At 69.0% G+C, this 14,029-nt stretch carries 20 protein-coding genes and 1 pseudogene; 14 read left to right on the top strand and 7 right to left on the bottom strand.

Features of this window, described 5'->3' with window-relative positions; genetic code table 11:
- Nucleotides 1–4: 4 nt before the first annotated feature.
- From ACQPXM_RS24570 to ACQPXM_RS24560, 3 genes are all read right to left on the bottom strand, one after another.
- A complete protein-coding gene (locus ACQPXM_RS24570) occupies nucleotides 5–1,225 on the bottom strand; it encodes an MFS transporter (RefSeq protein WP_432937193.1) in 1,221 nt (406 codons plus the stop codon).
- Complete coding sequence (locus tag ACQPXM_RS24565) at nucleotides 1,215–1,787, bottom strand: helix-turn-helix domain-containing protein (RefSeq protein WP_432937190.1); 573 nt, start codon at nucleotides 1,785–1,787, stop codon at nucleotides 1,215–1,217. Before ACQPXM_RS24565 ends, ACQPXM_RS24570 begins: the two co-directional genes overlap by 11 nt.
- Before the next feature lie 125 nt (nucleotides 1,788–1,912).
- Nucleotides 1,913–2,926: a sigma-70 family RNA polymerase sigma factor gene (locus tag ACQPXM_RS24560; protein WP_432937188.1), complete on the bottom strand. Its 1,014-nt coding sequence runs from the start codon at nucleotides 2,924–2,926 to the stop codon at nucleotides 1,913–1,915.
- A gap of 154 nt (nucleotides 2,927–3,080) precedes the next feature.
- Here ACQPXM_RS24560 and ACQPXM_RS24555 point away from each other — a divergent pair, with 154 nt between their 5' ends.
- On the top strand, nucleotides 3,081–3,803 hold the full coding sequence (locus ACQPXM_RS24555) for an SDR family NAD(P)-dependent oxidoreductase (RefSeq protein ID WP_432937185.1): 723 nt from the start codon (nucleotides 3,081–3,083) through the stop codon (nucleotides 3,801–3,803).
- A 27-nt stretch (nucleotides 3,804–3,830) separates the two neighbouring features.
- Here ACQPXM_RS24555 and ACQPXM_RS24550 read toward each other — a convergent pair whose 3' ends face one another.
- Nucleotides 3,831–4,049, bottom strand: a complete 219-nt coding sequence (locus tag ACQPXM_RS24550; protein WP_432937182.1) for a hypothetical protein — start codon at nucleotides 4,047–4,049, stop codon at nucleotides 3,831–3,833.
- Nucleotides 4,050–4,139: 90 nt separating this feature from the next.
- On the opposite strand from ACQPXM_RS24550, the pseudogene ACQPXM_RS24545 reads away from it, so the two are divergent.
- The 12 genes and pseudogenes from ACQPXM_RS24545 to ACQPXM_RS24490 all read left to right on the top strand — a co-directional run.
- Nucleotides 4,140–4,274: pseudogene (locus ACQPXM_RS24545) on the top strand (hypothetical protein); the annotation flags it as partial.
- A 51-nt stretch (nucleotides 4,275–4,325) separates the two neighbouring features.
- Nucleotides 4,326–4,727: a TetR/AcrR family transcriptional regulator C-terminal ligand-binding domain-containing protein gene (locus tag ACQPXM_RS24540; protein ID WP_432951195.1), complete on the top strand. Its 402-nt coding sequence runs from the start codon at nucleotides 4,326–4,328 to the stop codon at nucleotides 4,725–4,727.
- 243 nt (nucleotides 4,728–4,970) lie between these two features.
- Nucleotides 4,971–6,185, top strand: a complete 1,215-nt coding sequence (locus tag ACQPXM_RS24535; protein WP_432937180.1) for a PucR family transcriptional regulator — start codon at nucleotides 4,971–4,973, stop codon at nucleotides 6,183–6,185.
- A 112-nt stretch (nucleotides 6,186–6,297) separates the two neighbouring features.
- The gene (locus ACQPXM_RS24530) at nucleotides 6,298–6,729 is read left to right on the top strand and encodes a TraR/DksA family transcriptional regulator (RefSeq protein ID WP_432937177.1); all 432 of its coding nucleotides are present in this window, start codon (nucleotides 6,298–6,300) and stop codon (nucleotides 6,727–6,729) included.
- Between the two features lie 27 nt (nucleotides 6,730–6,756).
- Entirely contained in the window at nucleotides 6,757–7,506 is a 750-nt protein-coding gene (locus ACQPXM_RS24525; protein ID WP_432937175.1) for a hypothetical protein, read from the top strand.
- 123 nt (nucleotides 7,507–7,629) lie between these two features.
- Nucleotides 7,630–7,827, top strand: coding sequence for a hypothetical protein (locus ACQPXM_RS24520; protein ID WP_432937172.1), 198 nt, complete (start codon nucleotides 7,630–7,632; stop codon nucleotides 7,825–7,827).
- 29 nt (nucleotides 7,828–7,856) lie between these two features.
- The gene (locus tag ACQPXM_RS24515; RefSeq protein ID WP_432937170.1) at nucleotides 7,857–8,327 is read left to right on the top strand and encodes a universal stress protein; all 471 of its coding nucleotides are present in this window, start codon (nucleotides 7,857–7,859) and stop codon (nucleotides 8,325–8,327) included.
- Between the two features lie 63 nt (nucleotides 8,328–8,390).
- Nucleotides 8,391–8,531, top strand: coding sequence for a hypothetical protein (locus ACQPXM_RS24510; RefSeq protein WP_432937168.1), 141 nt, complete (start codon nucleotides 8,391–8,393; stop codon nucleotides 8,529–8,531).
- A gap of 27 nt (nucleotides 8,532–8,558) precedes the next feature.
- Nucleotides 8,559–8,834, top strand: coding sequence for a hypothetical protein (locus ACQPXM_RS24505; RefSeq protein WP_432937165.1), 276 nt, complete (start codon nucleotides 8,559–8,561; stop codon nucleotides 8,832–8,834).
- 24 nt (nucleotides 8,835–8,858) lie between these two features.
- Nucleotides 8,859–9,317: a MarR family winged helix-turn-helix transcriptional regulator gene (locus ACQPXM_RS24500; RefSeq protein ID WP_432937163.1), complete on the top strand. Its 459-nt coding sequence runs from the start codon at nucleotides 8,859–8,861 to the stop codon at nucleotides 9,315–9,317.
- Nucleotides 9,314–10,747: an MFS transporter gene (locus ACQPXM_RS24495; protein WP_432937160.1), complete on the top strand. Its 1,434-nt coding sequence runs from the start codon at nucleotides 9,314–9,316 to the stop codon at nucleotides 10,745–10,747. The genes ACQPXM_RS24500 and ACQPXM_RS24495 overlap by 4 nt, the downstream gene beginning before the upstream one ends.
- A gap of 33 nt (nucleotides 10,748–10,780) precedes the next feature.
- Nucleotides 10,781–11,074, top strand: coding sequence for a DUF1330 domain-containing protein (locus tag ACQPXM_RS24490; protein ID WP_432937158.1), 294 nt, complete (start codon nucleotides 10,781–10,783; stop codon nucleotides 11,072–11,074).
- Between the two features lie 41 nt (nucleotides 11,075–11,115).
- Here the strand turns inward: ACQPXM_RS24490 and ACQPXM_RS24485 are convergent, their stop codons facing one another.
- The 3 genes from ACQPXM_RS24485 to ACQPXM_RS24475 all read right to left on the bottom strand — a co-directional run bounded on the left by ACQPXM_RS24485 (nucleotide 11,116) and on the right by ACQPXM_RS24475 (nucleotide 13,194).
- Nucleotides 11,116–11,643 (bottom strand): phosphotransferase family protein, encoded by a 528-nt coding sequence (locus ACQPXM_RS24485; protein WP_432937156.1) that lies wholly within the window; start codon nucleotides 11,641–11,643, stop codon nucleotides 11,116–11,118.
- Nucleotides 11,644–11,998: 355 nt separating this feature from the next.
- Nucleotides 11,999–12,238: a hypothetical protein gene (locus ACQPXM_RS24480; RefSeq protein WP_432937154.1), complete on the bottom strand. Its 240-nt coding sequence runs from the start codon at nucleotides 12,236–12,238 to the stop codon at nucleotides 11,999–12,001.
- A gap of 92 nt (nucleotides 12,239–12,330) precedes the next feature.
- The gene (locus ACQPXM_RS24475) at nucleotides 12,331–13,194 is read right to left on the bottom strand and encodes a CPBP family intramembrane glutamic endopeptidase (RefSeq protein ID WP_432937152.1); all 864 of its coding nucleotides are present in this window, start codon (nucleotides 13,192–13,194) and stop codon (nucleotides 12,331–12,333) included.
- A gap of 217 nt (nucleotides 13,195–13,411) precedes the next feature.
- Between ACQPXM_RS24475 and ACQPXM_RS24470 the strand changes: the two genes are divergently transcribed.
- Nucleotides 13,412–14,014, top strand: a complete 603-nt coding sequence (locus ACQPXM_RS24470; protein WP_432937149.1) for a DedA family protein — start codon at nucleotides 13,412–13,414, stop codon at nucleotides 14,012–14,014.
- Nucleotides 14,015–14,029: the final 15 nt, after the last annotated feature.

Here is a 14,029-nt window from a genome sequence, read left to right as displayed (position 1 = left end):
GGCGTCAGCGCTCGGAGTCGCGGATTGCCTTGGCTGTCGCGGCGGTGACCGCGGCCAGCAGGCACACCAGAGCGCATCCAGCGAAGAAGACGCCTGTTCCCCACGCGGCCGCGACCAGGCCAGTGATCGGGTAGAGCAGGGGGCTCAGGCCGAGGGTGCACAGGGAAGTCACCGAGCCGACCCTGCCGAGATACCGAGGTTCGGTCGTGCGTTGGAGTAAGGCGTTGCCGATAGCCATCGCAGCGCCGCTGATCGTTCCGAGCGCGGCGGAACCGACGATCAGGGCGGCGGCCGTGGTCACCTGGCCTAGGGCGCCGACCAGTACGGCGGTAGCTGTCAGGGCGGCCACGAGCGCGACCCCCGCTCGTGGGACGCGAGCCAGAGCGGTGAGCAGAATTCCGGTGACTGCACCTCCGAGGCTGAACACGCTCAGGGCCCAGCCGAGGATGGCCGGACCCCAATGCCGTTCGGCGGTCAGCAGGACCAGTCCGATGCCTACCGGACCGCTGAAGCACAGCTCGCTCAGCCCAACCACCACGACGAGGCGGGCCAGTTGCCGGTTTCTCCGGAGGTACCGCAGCCCGTCGCGGAGATCGTCCAACGGGGAGCCGGTCGAACGCTCGGCGGTCTGTCCCCGGTTCAGGCGGACGGCAAGGAGGAGACCGAAGGACAGGCTGAACAGCAGCCCGGCCAGACCGAAACCTGCGGCGACTCCGGCGGCAGTCAACACGATCGCGGCGATCATTGGACCGACCGCGTTGCTGATCCGGACCGCGAGGACCCGCAGTCCCTGCACCCGGCCGAGTTGTCCTGGATCGGTGAGCCGTCCCGCCATAGCCCCCACAGCAGGCATGAACAGCGCGTCGATCACGCCGAAGACCAGCGCGACGGCGTACAGCATTGGCAGCCCGCCCGCGGTGAACTGCATGAGTGCGGCGGCGCAGGCGATGATCACGCATCGGGCGAAGTCGCTGCCAATCACCACGCGGCGCGGTCCGTACCGGTCGGCGATCACGCCGCCGACCAGCATCAGCAGCGCCCGGGGAATGGCTCCGACGGCCAGCACCGCGCCGACCTGCGCCGGCCCGGCAACCCGGGTCACCGCCCAGGACAGGGTCAGAAAGAAGACGACATCGCCGCTGACTGACGCGGTGTAGGCCGTCGCCCAGCGCAGAACATTGCTGTCCCGGTAGGCAGCCGTCGGCGTTGTGCCGCTATGTGTCATCGTCCGGCTCGAGCAGTGGAAATCCGTGCAACTGGAAGGCCACGGGCGTTCCAGCGTCGTCCTCGCGGTGACGGTACTTGTTGACCACCGCAGCGAGTTCTGACTTCAGCTCGTTGAGCTCGGCCGGCGTCAATCGGAGCGCGTAGTTGCTGAACGTTGACGCCTCGTACCACTCGTCGGGCAGCAGCGGTGCGGTGTACGCCAATCGTCGCAGCTGCTCGCTGTACGCGAGCAGCACCGCATGCAGGTAACCGCGACTGTCCTCACGCTCGTCTGGACCACCGCGTACAGGATCGTGAACCGACGACCGATGCCGAGCCTGCCACCAGCGATCGCGCCTGGTACCACGCTGGGTGTCCTCTTCGATCAGACCCCCAGCTGCCAACTGCCGCAGGTGGTAGCTCGCCGCACCGGAGTCGATCTCGTAATGCTCCGCAAGCTGTCGCGCCGTCGCAGGACCACGCTGCCGCAGGTGCTCCAGCAAAGTCAGCCGCATCGGGTGAGCAAGTACCCGCAAAGCGGCCACATCCAAAACGATGTCGCCCGCTGCCTGATCACCCATGGGGCACAGCCTAACCCAGAAGAGTTCTTCGCGAAGAACTCTTCTGGGTTGATTTCAGTCGCGGACGCTGCGCAGCCGGCCGTGGACCTTTCGCATGTCTCGTCGCTAGAGGACTGACGGAAGAGTCAGTGGCTGGGAAGGGAGCGCGGGAGCCCGAACCAGGGCAGGACGCTGTTGTCGAAACGGGTCACGGCGGAGATCCGGTCCCCGGCGAGGGTGAGGACGACGAGGCCGATCCCGCGCCGGATGCCGTCGGTGGGCGCTCGCAGATAAGTGCCGAACGCCGGCTGGCCGTTGGCGCGCGTGGGGACCAAGTGGTACTCGCGGTTGGCGCTCATGAGCGTGGTGTAGAAACCGGCGGCGGCGTCGCGGCCGAGGTATTCGAGCGGCATGGGCGGCATCGAGACGCGAACGTCGTCGGTGAGCAGGGCAACTAGGGCGTCGATGTCGCCGGACTCGTACGCGTGGGCGAACTTCGTTACCAGTGCCTGTTCGGCCGGTGAGGCGGGCGCGGGCGATGAACTGGCGTCTCCGTCAGGTGGGATGCGCCGTTGCAGGGTGGCGCGTGCCCGTTTGAGCGCGCTGTGGACCGATTCGACCGACGAGTCGAGGATGTCGGCGACGTCGGCGGCCGGGTAGCCGAGCGCTTCGCGCAGGATCAGGACGGCCCGCTGGCGGGCGGGCAGGAGCTGCAGCGCGGTGACGAACGCCAGCGAGATGGACTCGGTCTGCTCGTAGCGTGCTTCCGGACCGGGCGGGGTGGCGATCGCGCCGTCGAGGAGCGCGTCGGGGTATGGCTCGAGCCAGACGATTTCGCCGTACCGGGTCGGCTGCGGTGGTTCGATCTCGGGCACGTCCCACTCCTTTGCCGGGCGGCGGCTGGCCGAGCGAATCGCGTTGAGGCACTGGTTGGTGGCGATCCGGTACAGCCAGGTGCGGATCGTGGACCGCCCTTCGAACCGGTCGAGACTGCGCCAGGCGGCGAGCAGCGTGTCCTGCAGAACGTCCTCGGCGTCCTGGAACGAGCCGAGCATCCGGTAGCAGTGCATGTGCAGCTCCCGGCGATGTAGCTCGGTCAGTTGCCGGAACGCCTCGTCGTCACCATCCCGCGCCTTTGCGATCAGCTCGCTCGCGGTCACGTGTCATCACCTCGCCTGTTGTCAGGTTCGCCAGTCTTCCTCAGTTGTGACACCGGCCGGGCCGAAAACTGGGCGCATCACGCGCCGCCCATTTGGCCGGCGGTGTGGTGTCTGCACTCTCGACAGTTCGATTTCCACCTGACGAGGAGAACGCATGACACTCGCGGACAAGACGATCCTGGTGACTGGCGCCAGCCGCGGCATCGGGAAGGCGCTGGTCGACGAAGCGCTGAGCAGGGGTGCCGCAAGGGTCTACGCCGGCACACGACAGCCCCTCACCCACGCGGATGAGCGCGTCACGCCGCTGGCCCTCGACGTGACCAACGCCGGACAGATCGCCGCAGCTGCGGAAACCGTTGGTGCACTCGACGTCCTGATCAACAATGCGGGCAGCTACGGCTATGAAGACCTGGCCGATCGAGCCGGCCTGGAGCGGCATCTTGGGGTCAACCTGTTCGGCCTTTATGGCGTCATCCAGACACTCTTGCCTCGGCTTGTCGAGTCGAAGGGTGCGATCGTCAATGTGCTGTCGCTGGCCGCGGTGGCTGCCGTGCCGATCAGTCCGGCGTACTCGATCTCGAAGGCTGCGGCGTTCTCGTTGACGCAGTCCCTGCGGGCCACGCTCGCCGGTCAGGGCGTGGACGTTCATGCCGTGCTGCCCGGACCTGTGGACACCGACATGGTGCGTGACCTCGACATTCCGAAGGCGTCAGCGCAGTCGGTGGCCCGGGCCATCCTCGACGGGCTGGCCAAGGGAGAAGACGAGATCTTCCCCGATCCGTTCTCGCAGGCACTTGCCGACAGCTGGAACAGCGGCGCAATCAAGGCGCTCGAACGTCAGAACGCGGCCCTCGTCTCCGCGGCGCAGAACCTGTAACGGAAGGGACATCCCGGCACCTTCGTCTCAACTGCTCCGATCCGCTCCACTGGGCACGCGGGCCACCTCGCGCTCCTCGGCGACGCGTGCGGTGTTGGGGCGGTCCGCGCCGGGCGGCTTCTTGGCCGAGCACTGCTGTTCGGTTCGGTAGGCCAGCCCGATACCTCCGAAACAGATCAGGAGCGTTGCCACCCCGATCAGAACCAGCAGTCCAACCTCGATCGCGTCCAATGCCGTAGTACTCATCATTCCTCCTCCGCAGTAGGTCAACGCATAATCGCTACACATGGTGTAGCGTAATCATGGATCGATCTATTCCGCGGGAGGACTGAAGCCATGGCCAGTACGAGAGGCGGTCGCGGCAGGCCGCGGCTCGAGTCGGTCGACCAACGCATCGGTGCCGCGGCTCTGGAGCTGCTGCGGACGAAGGGGCCGGCTGCGGTCAACATCGATTCGGTCGCCCTGCGAGCCGGTGTCGCCCGCACGACCATCTATCGGCGGTACAGCGGCAGGGATGAGTTGATGGGCGCGACGGTGGGCCAGTTGGTCGAACCTCCGCCGCTTGCGCCGGATCTTCCGGTCGGCGAGAAGCTGCGCTGGGTGCTTGATGGGGTGAGCGACATGCTGGAGAGCGGGCTCGGCCGTGGCGCCACCGCAGCCGTGATCGCCGACAGCGACCCCGACTTCACTGCGGCGCTCCGGGCTCAACTGGCCGCCCGGTTGGGCGCAGTGACAGAGCTGATGGAACTCGACGTGCGAGCCGGCGTACTCGACTCGCGTGTGGACCCTGACACCCTGGCCGGGTTGTTGGTTGGCGCGTATCTGGCAGAGGTGCTCAGATTCGGAACGCCGCGCGACGGCTGGACCGACCGAGCGATCGAACTCCTGGCGCCCGCGGTGACACCGCACCGCCGAACACGGTGACGCGGTTCTGGTCCAGAGCTGACGAGGCATCCCGCCGTCGGGCCCAGCACCCGTTTCGGCGTACGGCGCTGCGCGGAGCCGGGGGTGCGGGAATGAGTGTCACCCCCGATCGACGGAAGCTGGTCGAAACGGCAGGCTGGAGGCATGCGATCCGCCCAGGTGACGTCGGTTCCGCTGGTGGCTGGTCTGTCGGCCCAGGACGCCGAGCGCCGTCGGGTCCAGCCCTGACCGGACAGGACTCAGATGACCACCTCGGATAGCGGAGCCCAACCCGCCGGCAGCGGCCTCGACGAGGCCTGGCTGCTCGGCCTGGCGAAGGCGGCCGCCGGGAAGACCGAGGCGCCGCTGGAGCTGCTCGTGGAGTATCTGAGCCTCCTGGCCGACGTCGCGATCTCCGGCCGGCGACCCCGCGATCACGAGTTGGCGATCGTGCGCGAGCTCGGACGGCGAGCGGCCGAGCAGGGAATCCCGGCCGGGCGGGTCGTCGACCTGTACCTGTCGGCGGCGTGGCGGATGTGGCGCGATCTGCCCACTGTCGTGCCGCCTCGCGATCGGGACGCCGTACGGGCTTCGGCGCAGGCGGTGCTCCGCGCGGCCAGCGAAGCGATCGCCGTACTGGTGGACAGCTATCAAGTGGCGACGCGTCAGCTGATCCGGCACGAGGAGTCGCTGCGCCGGGAACTGGTCGACGACCTGCTGCGCGGGGACTCCGACCTGTCACGCATCGTGCAGCGCGCCGAGCCGTTCGGGCTCGACCTCGGCCGGGCGCACCATGTCGTTCTGGCCACTTCGGACGCGGGGCTGCCCGACGGCGAGCTCACGGTCAGTGTGCTGGAACGGTTCGTGCTCGATCACCTCGGGGACCGGGACGTTCTGGTCGCGACGAAGGACGAACTGCTGGTCGTCCTGATCCCCGCGCTGACGCCGGCCGGCGCGGAGACCGGCGGTGAGATCGGGGAACTGATGCATGCCGCCCTGACGCGGCACCGCGACGAACGGCGATGGCGTGTCGCCACTGGGCGGGCTTATCCGGGGGCCTACGGAATCGCCCGGTCGTACGAGGAGGCCCGGGAGGCGTTGGTGCTCACGGGCCGTCTGCGGCTGCAGTCCGACGTCGTGACGGCGCGCGACATGCTGATCTACCGGGTGCTGGTCCGTGACCAGGCGGCCATCGGCGATCTGATCAAGAGCGTGCTCGGTCCGCTCGGCGATGCGCGGGGCGGGGCCGAGCCGCTCGTGGCCACGCTGGAGGCGTACTTCGCCGCCGGCGAGGTCGCCACCGAAGCGGCGCGACGGATCAACGTGTCGGTGCGCACGATCACCTACCGGCTCGACAAGATCCGCACGCTGACGGGGTTCGACCCGGGCGTACCGACCGACAGGTTCACCCTCCACGCCGCGGTGCTCGGCGCGCGACTGCTCGAGTGGCCGGAACGCGAGCTGCCCGCGGTTCCCTGAGTCGAGGGTTGCCGGGCGACGGCAAGCAAGAGGCCCGACGTTGGCCGGTCGCAGCCGTACTGGATCGGGCCGGCGCTCGGCATGCTGGAGACCCGAAGGGAGCCGAGAAGACATGGACACAGTGCGCATCAGCGACGTACGGCCAACTCAGCAGGTGGTCGACCTCGAGTTCTTCCGCCAGGAGCTGCAGGAACAACGGCAGTTCCGGCTCGACCAGCTCACGAAGCTCGCGTACGACGCGGAGACGATCACCGACGAGGCGCTGGCAGAGGTGAACACGGCCTTGAAGCGGGCGGCTGCCAGCGTGCTCGGCGAGATCGACGCCGCACTCTTCCGCCTGGCCATCGGCACCTTCGGCACCTGCCAGCGCTGCGCGGCCGCTCTGACCGAGGACCGGCTCCATGCTCTTCCGATGGCCGCACTGTGCCTGCGATGCGAGTACGCCGAGGAGTCCCGCACGGCCGGTCGGCCGGCGACGTCCGACATCGTCGAGGTCTGGGGCCGCGACTCCTTCCCGGCCAGCGACCCGCCGGCGAACTGGTGAACGACGTCCCGGGCGGGAGGACACGTCATGAGGGCGTATCGCGTTGTCTGGTTGCTCTTCTGCGGCTCGATCGGCGCTCTGGGCGTCGTCGTGGCCTCCACCTGGTCTCTCGCGACCGTCGTGCTGCTTGTTGTCTTCGCAGCCCTCACGGGTGGTGTCGCGGCTACCGTCGCTCTGGAGGACACCGGCAGCGCGAATCCGCGACCGCGGCATAGGCGGCGGATCGTCACCAGCAGCGCAACTCTGTCCGCCCTGGGTTCGGTCGCCTTCGTCGGGCTGGCCACGTTGCTGGGGGCAACGATGGCCGTACTGCTGGCGGCTCTCGTCGTCGCGGGGTCGCCCTTCGTGATCCGGTACTGCGTTCGCCGGCTGAGCGGCCACGGCCACCTGGCCGGCGTCCCTGCGCCAGAGCAGCCGAACCCTGGCGAGCGCTCGCCAAGGTTCGAGGTCACATCGTTTGACGACAACGAACTGGATCACCGGCCCGCGGCGTTCCTCGCGCCGGAGCACCTGAGCGACGAAGCCCTGTGTCTTGCCTGGCGGGCCAGCTTTTCCGCACTGCAACGAGCCAGTACGCCGGAGCAGAAACTGCGGATCGTCGACCAGCGGTGCACGCACCTCGACGAGATCGAGCGCCGCGCCGCCCGTGGACTGGCGGCGTGGCTGGCGTCGGGTCCGAGAGCGGCCGGTGACCCTAGCCGGTTCGTGCTGGGGGAGAAGGCTGCCGGGGGCGGAACCATCGACTGGGACGCCCTGCTCCACGACCTGGGCAAGTAGGCGGCGAACGGCTGGCCGGAGCGCCAGCCAGGCCCTTATTTCACAGGGAATAACCGAGCGGGAAATTACGCTACATCATGTGTAGCGATATTTCGTTCGGCAGTACTGAAGCAGGAGGAGTTGGTGGACATGGAGCCGATGGGTGGAACCGATCTGGTCCTTTTGATGGTGCTCGGGGTGACGGTCGTCGTGATCACGTTGCGCGCCTACGCGCGGGCCGAGCGACTCAAGCGGGAGGAGTCGGCCAAGCGGACGACCGGCTCCCGCCGGCGATCCACCGCCGACGACACTCCGGCCGCGGCAGGCCGTCGTACGCGGTGACCACCAATCTGACTATCACTGGAGGACAAATGCAGAAGATCGTCGTCGGTGTGGACGGCAGCGAAACCGCGCAGAGAGCGCTGGAGTGGGCCGCGACCGAGGCTCAGGTGCGAGGTGCCGGCCTCGTCGTCGTGCACGCGTGGCTGCCGCTGGCCGGTGCGGCGTCGCCGTACAGCGCGGTCGTGGTGGATCCGGCCTCGATCGCCGAGACGGCACGGCTGACCCTCGCGGACAGCGTCGAGTCGCTCGAGCGTGCCGGTCTCGAGGTCGCCAGGCTTGACCAGGTGCTGGTTCAGGGACCTGCCGCGCGGGCCTTGATCGAGGTCGCGCGTGACAGTTCGCTACTGGTCGTGGGTTCTCGTGGCCGCGGTGGCATCACCGGTCTGCTCCTTGGCTCGGTCAGCCGGCAGATCGCGCAGTACGCGACGGTCCCGGTGGTCATCATCCCGCCCGCGTACGCCGAACGTCCTGACGCGGCCACGGAGACAAGCGCGGCGTGACCTAGTTCCAGTTGGTGGGTCCCGGGCTCGACGGGCGGACGGCGGCGCTGGTGGCCGTGTTGGGTGGGCAGACCGCGGCGGCCAGCCAAGCCGTACAACGTGCACATCGAGGTCCGCAACGAGTGGGGGACGACCTTCGGCCCGATTCCTCGGGGCGAAACGACCAAGAGCATCACGATCGCCGGGCCGAGCGCGACCAAGTAGGGCGAAACGACCACGCTGACCGGTGTGATGACCGGAACGACCCTGCGCCAGCAAGGCCGTCCGCCGATCTGCGAGGAGATCACCGGGCCGGTGCCGAACCAGCCGGTGGTCATCCAGCAGCGTACGTCGCCGACGGCGGCGTGGACCACGGTCGGCTCCACGAAGACCGATGCCAACGGCAAGTACACCGCCGTGGTGAAGAACCCCGGCCATCGCGAGTACCGGGTGCTCCGACTCGACTCGGCGGGCGACGGCCGAGCGTCGTACGGGCTGACTCGGCTCGACCATTTCCATAAACTCTGAATATAAAAGTGCTATGCTTCCAGCATGAGTCGTCGAGCCACCGCTCCTGACGCGTCCGCCGCCATCGGGGCAGCCCTCTACGGCCTGGCCGTCAGGGCCGTGAGACGCCTGCCCCGGGACATGAGCCTGACGTCCGCCGCCACCCTGGCCACCCTGGATCGGACCGGCCCGCGGCGCATCACGGATCTGGCCGCGGTCGAGGGCGTGACCCAGCCCGCGATGACCACCCTGGTCCGGGTGATGGAGGAGTCCGGCCTGGTCGAGCGGCGGGGCGACGCGTCCGACAAGCGGGTCACGCTGGTGTGCCTGACCGAGGCCGGCGCCTCCTATGTCCGGACGCGACGCCAGGCGGGCGTCGACGCGTACGCCCGGTTGATCGGCGAGCTCACCGGTGACGAGGTCGAGGCGCTGGTGGCGGCCCTTCCGGCGCTGAAGCATCTGGCAGAGCTCGAAAACCAGGACGGCGAAGGGCCGAAGCAGTGACCGGGCCGCCGGTCGGCGGGGGCGCGGCGAAGGCGTTCCCGGCGGCGAGTTCCGAGGCGCGGCTGCTGGTCCCCGCCCTGATGTTCATCGCTCTGGTCGTGGCGGCGGTCGCCAGCCTCGGGACGCCGCTCATCACCAGCGTGGCGACCTCGTTCCACGTCTCGCTCGGCAGCGCGCAGTGGACGCTGACCATCGCGCTGCTCAGCGGCGCCGTCGCCACGCCTGTCCTGGGCCGGCTCGGAGCCGGCCCGCACCGGCGGGCCACGATCCTCACCACGCTGGCGGTCGTCGTCGCCGGCAGCGCGCTCACCGTGCTGCCGTTGCCGTTCGCGTGGCTGCTGATCGGCAGGGCGGCCCAGGGCGTCGGGCTCGGGCTGACGGCACTGATGATGGGCGTGGCCCGGGACCACCTCCGCGAGGAGCGCAGCGCGGCCGTGATCGCACTGATCTCGGTGGTCTCGATCATCGGGGCCGGCGTCGGCTACCCACTGGCCGCACTGCTCGCCGAGCTCGGTGGGGTGCGGGCCGCCTACGGCCTCGGCCTGGTCGTCACCGCCGCCGCCCTGATGACCGCATGGCGCTCCATGCCCAAAGCCCCCGAAGGCCGCTCCGCCCAAGTGGACGTCGTAGGCGCGGTGGTCTTGGCCGCTGCGCTCGTCCTGGTGTTGTTGCTCGCCGGCGAACGGAATCTGTGGAGCCGGCACCTCGCCGTGGCGGCGGGCCTCGCCGTCGTCGCGGTGGTGCTGCTCTGCGTCTGGGCCGTCATCGAGCTGCGCAGTACGACGCCGCTGGTCGATGTTCGGGCGGTGCGCCACCCGGCGGTCGCCGGGGCGAACCTCGCCATGTTCGTCGGCGGGATCGGCATGTACCTCCTGCTCACGCTCATCACCCGGTACGCGCAGACGCCGTACGGCGCCGGATACGGTTTCGGGCTGACGACCTTCGTCGCCGGGCTGGTCCTCATCCCGTTCTCGGTGTTGGGGTTCGTCGCCGGCAAGCTGACGCCGCGGGTCCGGACGCGGATCGCCGACCCCCTGCTCCTGGCCGGGAGCGCCGTCGTGGTCGGTGGCGGGTTCGCCCTGTTCGCGGCGGCCCGGTCGAACCCGGCCGAACTGTTCGCGGCGATGGGCGTGCTCGGCTTCGGCGTCGGCGGCTTCTCGGCCGCGATGCCCGGTGTCATCCTGGCCGTCACCCGCAAGAGCGAGACGTCGAGCGCCATGAGTTTCAACTACGTCGTCCGCAGCGTCGGGTACTCCCTGGGCAGCGCCATCGGCGGCCTGGTCCTTGCCGCGGGCACCGGTCCCGGCCAGCTCTTCCCCGACGACGGCGCCTACACCACCGCGGCGCTGGTCGGCATCGGCGCCATGGCGATCACGACGCTGACAAGCCTCGCTCTCGCCCGCCGGCGCTCGTCCGAGACCACTCCGTAAGTCAGAAGCACTCATCCCACCACTGGAGGTTCCATGCCCAAGGGCTACTGGGTCAGCGTCTACCGCACCATCTCGGACCCCGAGAAACTGGCCGCTTACAACGAGCTGGCCCCATCGGCCGTGAAGGCCGGGGGCGGTCGGATCCTCACCCGAGGCAGTCGAGTCGTGGCGCACGAGGCCGGAATCGCCGAGCGCACCGTCGTGATCGAGTTCGACAGCTTCGAACAGGCCGTCGCGGCGCACGAGAGTGCGGCCTATCAGGAAGCGCTGGCCGCCCTGGCCGACGGCGTCGAGCGCGACTTCCGCATCGTCGAGGGCATCGACTGACCAACGGTCGGATCTTCCCTGAAGGACTCGGCCGGGATCTTTCAAACGTCACAGAACGGTCGGGCGAGCACGAGGTCGGCGTCCACCCGGCGCAATCCGTCGAAGCCCCAGGTGTTGATGCCTTGCAGGTCGACCTCGTCGCGGATGCGAACCGCGAGGTCGCGCAGCGAGCGGGCGAGCCGGGCGTACTCGAGGTGGGTGAGGTCGAGTCGCTCCGCGCCGTACGCCTGCAGGAAGCGCACGGTGCCGGGCTCGCACAGGGCGACGAACAGGTCGTGCTCGCGCGGCGCCAGCAGCGCGGTACCCCAGTCGACCAGCGCCGCGACGCGACCGTCACGGTCGACGAGGACGTTGTGAGGGAACAGGTCGTGGTGGCACACGACATGGGGAACGTCGATCGCGCGCGCCCGTTCGATCACCGCTTCGAGCCGGTCGACGTTGGCCATCACCTCGTCGCTGCGACCGGCGAGCCAAGGGTGGTCGTACCTGTCGCGCAGTGCCTCGATGCACCACTCGTCGATCTCGGCCCGGGGGAGGACAAGGTCTGCGATGTCGTGCACCGCACGCATCGCCCAAGCGATCGCCTCGGTGTCGTTCTCCGTTGCCGAGCTCGATACCGAAGGCTTCGCGGACCTGAGCCGTCGTCGGCGGTCGTACTTCGCTCCACCTAGGGCCTGGACACTACCGCTGACGAGCGGACCCGAGCGAGGGTATTCGCCACCGTCGCGCTCATGACCTGTCTTCCCTTGCGGGCGGTGCGAAGAGGATCGTCTTGGCGACCTGAAGGGCCTCCGAGAAGCCGTCCTCGTCAGGGGAGCCGGCGTCGACCTGGACGACGAACAACCATCCACTGTCGCCCCACCAGATGTGTACGTCGTAGGCGTAGTGCGACCCACGCTTCTCCTTGTTGGTGACCCGAAAGCGTCAGTCGCCGATGTGGAACGGCCAGATCCAGTACTGCGTACTGCCGGTGTCGTGGATGCAGTGCGGCGGCGGTATCACTACGTCCTCGGGGGATACCCGCTGTTCGGTGGCCCGCGCCCGCCAGGCTGCGGCGTCCTTTGCCAGACGCTGCACCCGCTCGATCAGGGCCGAGTCGACGCCGGCGGCAGCGAGGTGGTCGAGCGTCTGCTGGTCGTACGGGTTGATCTGCTGCTCAACCATTGGGTCAGCCTCCTGGTTGCCGGGCGAGTACTTGGTGCATGCCTGGCTCGAGTGTGAGGCTTCGAGCAATCGATGTCGTCGGAATCCGACGTTCAGGAGCGCATCGCCGGCAACCAGCCGACCTTGCCGGCCAGGAGGGCGTAGCCGAAGAACGCGGTGAGGTCGATGGCGGTGTGGGCGACCACCAGCGGCACGATCGAGGTGTTGCGCTGGTAGTACCGGGCGAACAGGTAACCCATGACGAGATTGCCGAGCCCGCCGGCCAGACCCTGGTAGAGGTGGTACGAGCCGCGGAGTCCTGCGCTGAGTGCCGCCGCGCGGCGGTCCGACCAGCCGAGCTGTCGGCACCTGTGCAGTAGGAAGCCGACCAGGACGACCTCCTCCAGGGTCGCGTTGGCGGCCGCCGACAGAGCAAGGACACCGCTGCGCCACCAGACGTCGGGGAGGTCGGCGGGGACGACGGTGACGCTGAAGCCCGCGGCGTACGAGAGCAGGTAGCAGCCGAGACCGAGTCCGCCGATTGTCGCCGCGATGCCGAGCCCGAGGGCGGCGTCCCGTCGCCAAGTCGACCACCGCAGTCCGAGCGCGCGGACTCCGCCTGCGGAGCGGTGCGCCAACTGCACCGCCAGCAAGGCCGGGAGCAGCAACGAGGCGATGAAGACCAGTTGAAACCCGAGGTCGATCCATGGGCGGCCGGGTGCCAGAGATCCGTTCAGGGTGGCCGATTGCGCCGGCAGTCCGCCGGGTGCGGTGAGGTCGGCGGCGAGACTGATCACTGATCTCGCGGCGGCGAGGCCGATGCCGATTCCGACAACGAGGACGGTCTCGGTTCCGGCGGCCCGGCGATCGTCGCCGCGGAGCACGACGGTGGTGCCGGGCTCGAGCGGCCCCAGCACGGCAGCGACGATCCGGTGACTCGCCCGACGCGGTAACCGCTCGGCCGATGTCCGACGCATCTCGACTCCTCCTGATCGTCACCGCCGACGACCACGGAATCAGGTCGCCGTCGTCGCGGTCCACGCTAGGGCGGCGGACGCCGGTGCGGATCGCCGCTGGCCGGAATCCTCGATCCCTGCTGGCCGGTACGGCGGATGTTGTCAACAGCAACTACCTTCGAGGGAGCCGGTGCCCGTTGGGAGGAGGGCGGTACGGTCGAAGTGGAGGCGATCGCCGATGCAAACCGTTGTGGACCTGCTTCTCGGCCTGTCGCCGTGGTGGGTCCTGGCGACTGTCTTCACCCTGCCGGCGCTGGAGGCATCCACCTTCGTCGGCCTGGTGATCCCCGGCGAGACAGTGGTGGTGATCGGCGGCGTGGCCGCCAACGGTGGCGCCGTACCTCTGTGGGCGGTGATGGTGGCAGCCGCGGCCGGGGCGTGCTGCGGGGATCAGCTCGGGTTCGCCGTCGGTCGTCGGTACGGGCGGCGCCTGCTGGACCGCCTACCTCGCCGCCTGCAGCGTCCGCGAGAGGTTGCTCGCGCTCTCGACCTGATCCGGCGACGGGGCGCCGCCGCCGTCGTCCTCGGCCGATGGGCCGCCGCGCTGCGGGTGCTGGTGCCGGGAGCCGCCGGGATGAGCGGGATGAGCCGGTCGCGATTCACCGTCGCCAATGTCGTGGGCGGCTCCACCTGGGCCGTCACCATGGCCGCCGCCGGGTACGCCGCCGGCGCGTCGTACCGGCAAGTCGAGACCCGCATCGGCCTCGCCGGCACCATCATCACAGCGGTGCTCGTCATCGCGGTCGCGGCAACGGTCCTCGTCCGCCGGCACCGGTCCTGACCAACCGGCCCGGCA

The sequence above is a fragment of the Kribbella sp. CA-253562 genome, from assembly GCF_050942265.1.
Lineage (GTDB): Bacteria > Actinomycetota > Actinomycetes > Propionibacteriales > Kribbellaceae > Kribbella.
Note: the sequence above shows the minus strand (reverse complement) of the source record. Positions and strands in the feature narration are given on the sequence as shown.

What these genes read in the sequence shown, in the direction of transcription:
- ACQPXM_RS24570 (WP_432937193.1), bottom strand. Translation starts at nt 1,225, where the DNA reads ATGACACATAGCGGCACAACGCCGACGGCTGCCTACCGGGACAGCAAT.
- ACQPXM_RS24565 (WP_432937190.1), bottom strand. Translation starts at nt 1,787, where the DNA reads ATGGGTGATCAGGCAGCGGGCGACATCGTTTTGGATGTGGCCGCTTTG.
- ACQPXM_RS24555 (WP_432937185.1), top strand. Translation starts at nt 3,081, where the DNA reads ATGACACTCGCGGACAAGACGATCCTGGTGACTGGCGCCAGCCGCGGC.
- ACQPXM_RS24550 (WP_432937182.1), bottom strand. Translation starts at nt 4,049, where the DNA reads ATGAGTACTACGGCATTGGACGCGATCGAGGTTGGACTGCTGGTTCTG.
- ACQPXM_RS24540 (WP_432951195.1), top strand. Translation starts at nt 4,326, where the DNA reads ATGGGCGCGACGGTGGGCCAGTTGGTCGAACCTCCGCCGCTTGCGCCG.
- ACQPXM_RS24535 (WP_432937180.1), top strand. Translation starts at nt 4,971, where the DNA reads ATGACCACCTCGGATAGCGGAGCCCAACCCGCCGGCAGCGGCCTCGAC.
- ACQPXM_RS24530 (WP_432937177.1), top strand. Translation starts at nt 6,298, where the DNA reads ATGGACACAGTGCGCATCAGCGACGTACGGCCAACTCAGCAGGTGGTC.
- ACQPXM_RS24525 (WP_432937175.1), top strand. Translation starts at nt 6,757, where the DNA reads ATGAGGGCGTATCGCGTTGTCTGGTTGCTCTTCTGCGGCTCGATCGGC.
- ACQPXM_RS24515 (WP_432937170.1), top strand. Translation starts at nt 7,857, where the DNA reads ATGCAGAAGATCGTCGTCGGTGTGGACGGCAGCGAAACCGCGCAGAGA.
- ACQPXM_RS24505 (WP_432937165.1), top strand. Translation starts at nt 8,559, where the DNA reads ATGACCGGAACGACCCTGCGCCAGCAAGGCCGTCCGCCGATCTGCGAG.
- ACQPXM_RS24500 (WP_432937163.1), top strand. Translation starts at nt 8,859, where the DNA reads ATGAGTCGTCGAGCCACCGCTCCTGACGCGTCCGCCGCCATCGGGGCA.
- ACQPXM_RS24490 (WP_432937158.1), top strand. Translation starts at nt 10,781, where the DNA reads ATGCCCAAGGGCTACTGGGTCAGCGTCTACCGCACCATCTCGGACCCC.
- ACQPXM_RS24485 (WP_432937156.1), bottom strand. Translation starts at nt 11,643, where the DNA reads ATGCGTGCGGTGCACGACATCGCAGACCTTGTCCTCCCCCGGGCCGAG.
- ACQPXM_RS24480 (WP_432937154.1), bottom strand. Translation starts at nt 12,238, where the DNA reads ATGGTTGAGCAGCAGATCAACCCGTACGACCAGCAGACGCTCGACCAC.
- ACQPXM_RS24475 (WP_432937152.1), bottom strand. Translation starts at nt 13,194, where the DNA reads ATGCGTCGGACATCGGCCGAGCGGTTACCGCGTCGGGCGAGTCACCGG.
- ACQPXM_RS24470 (WP_432937149.1), top strand. Translation starts at nt 13,412, where the DNA reads ATGCAAACCGTTGTGGACCTGCTTCTCGGCCTGTCGCCGTGGTGGGTC.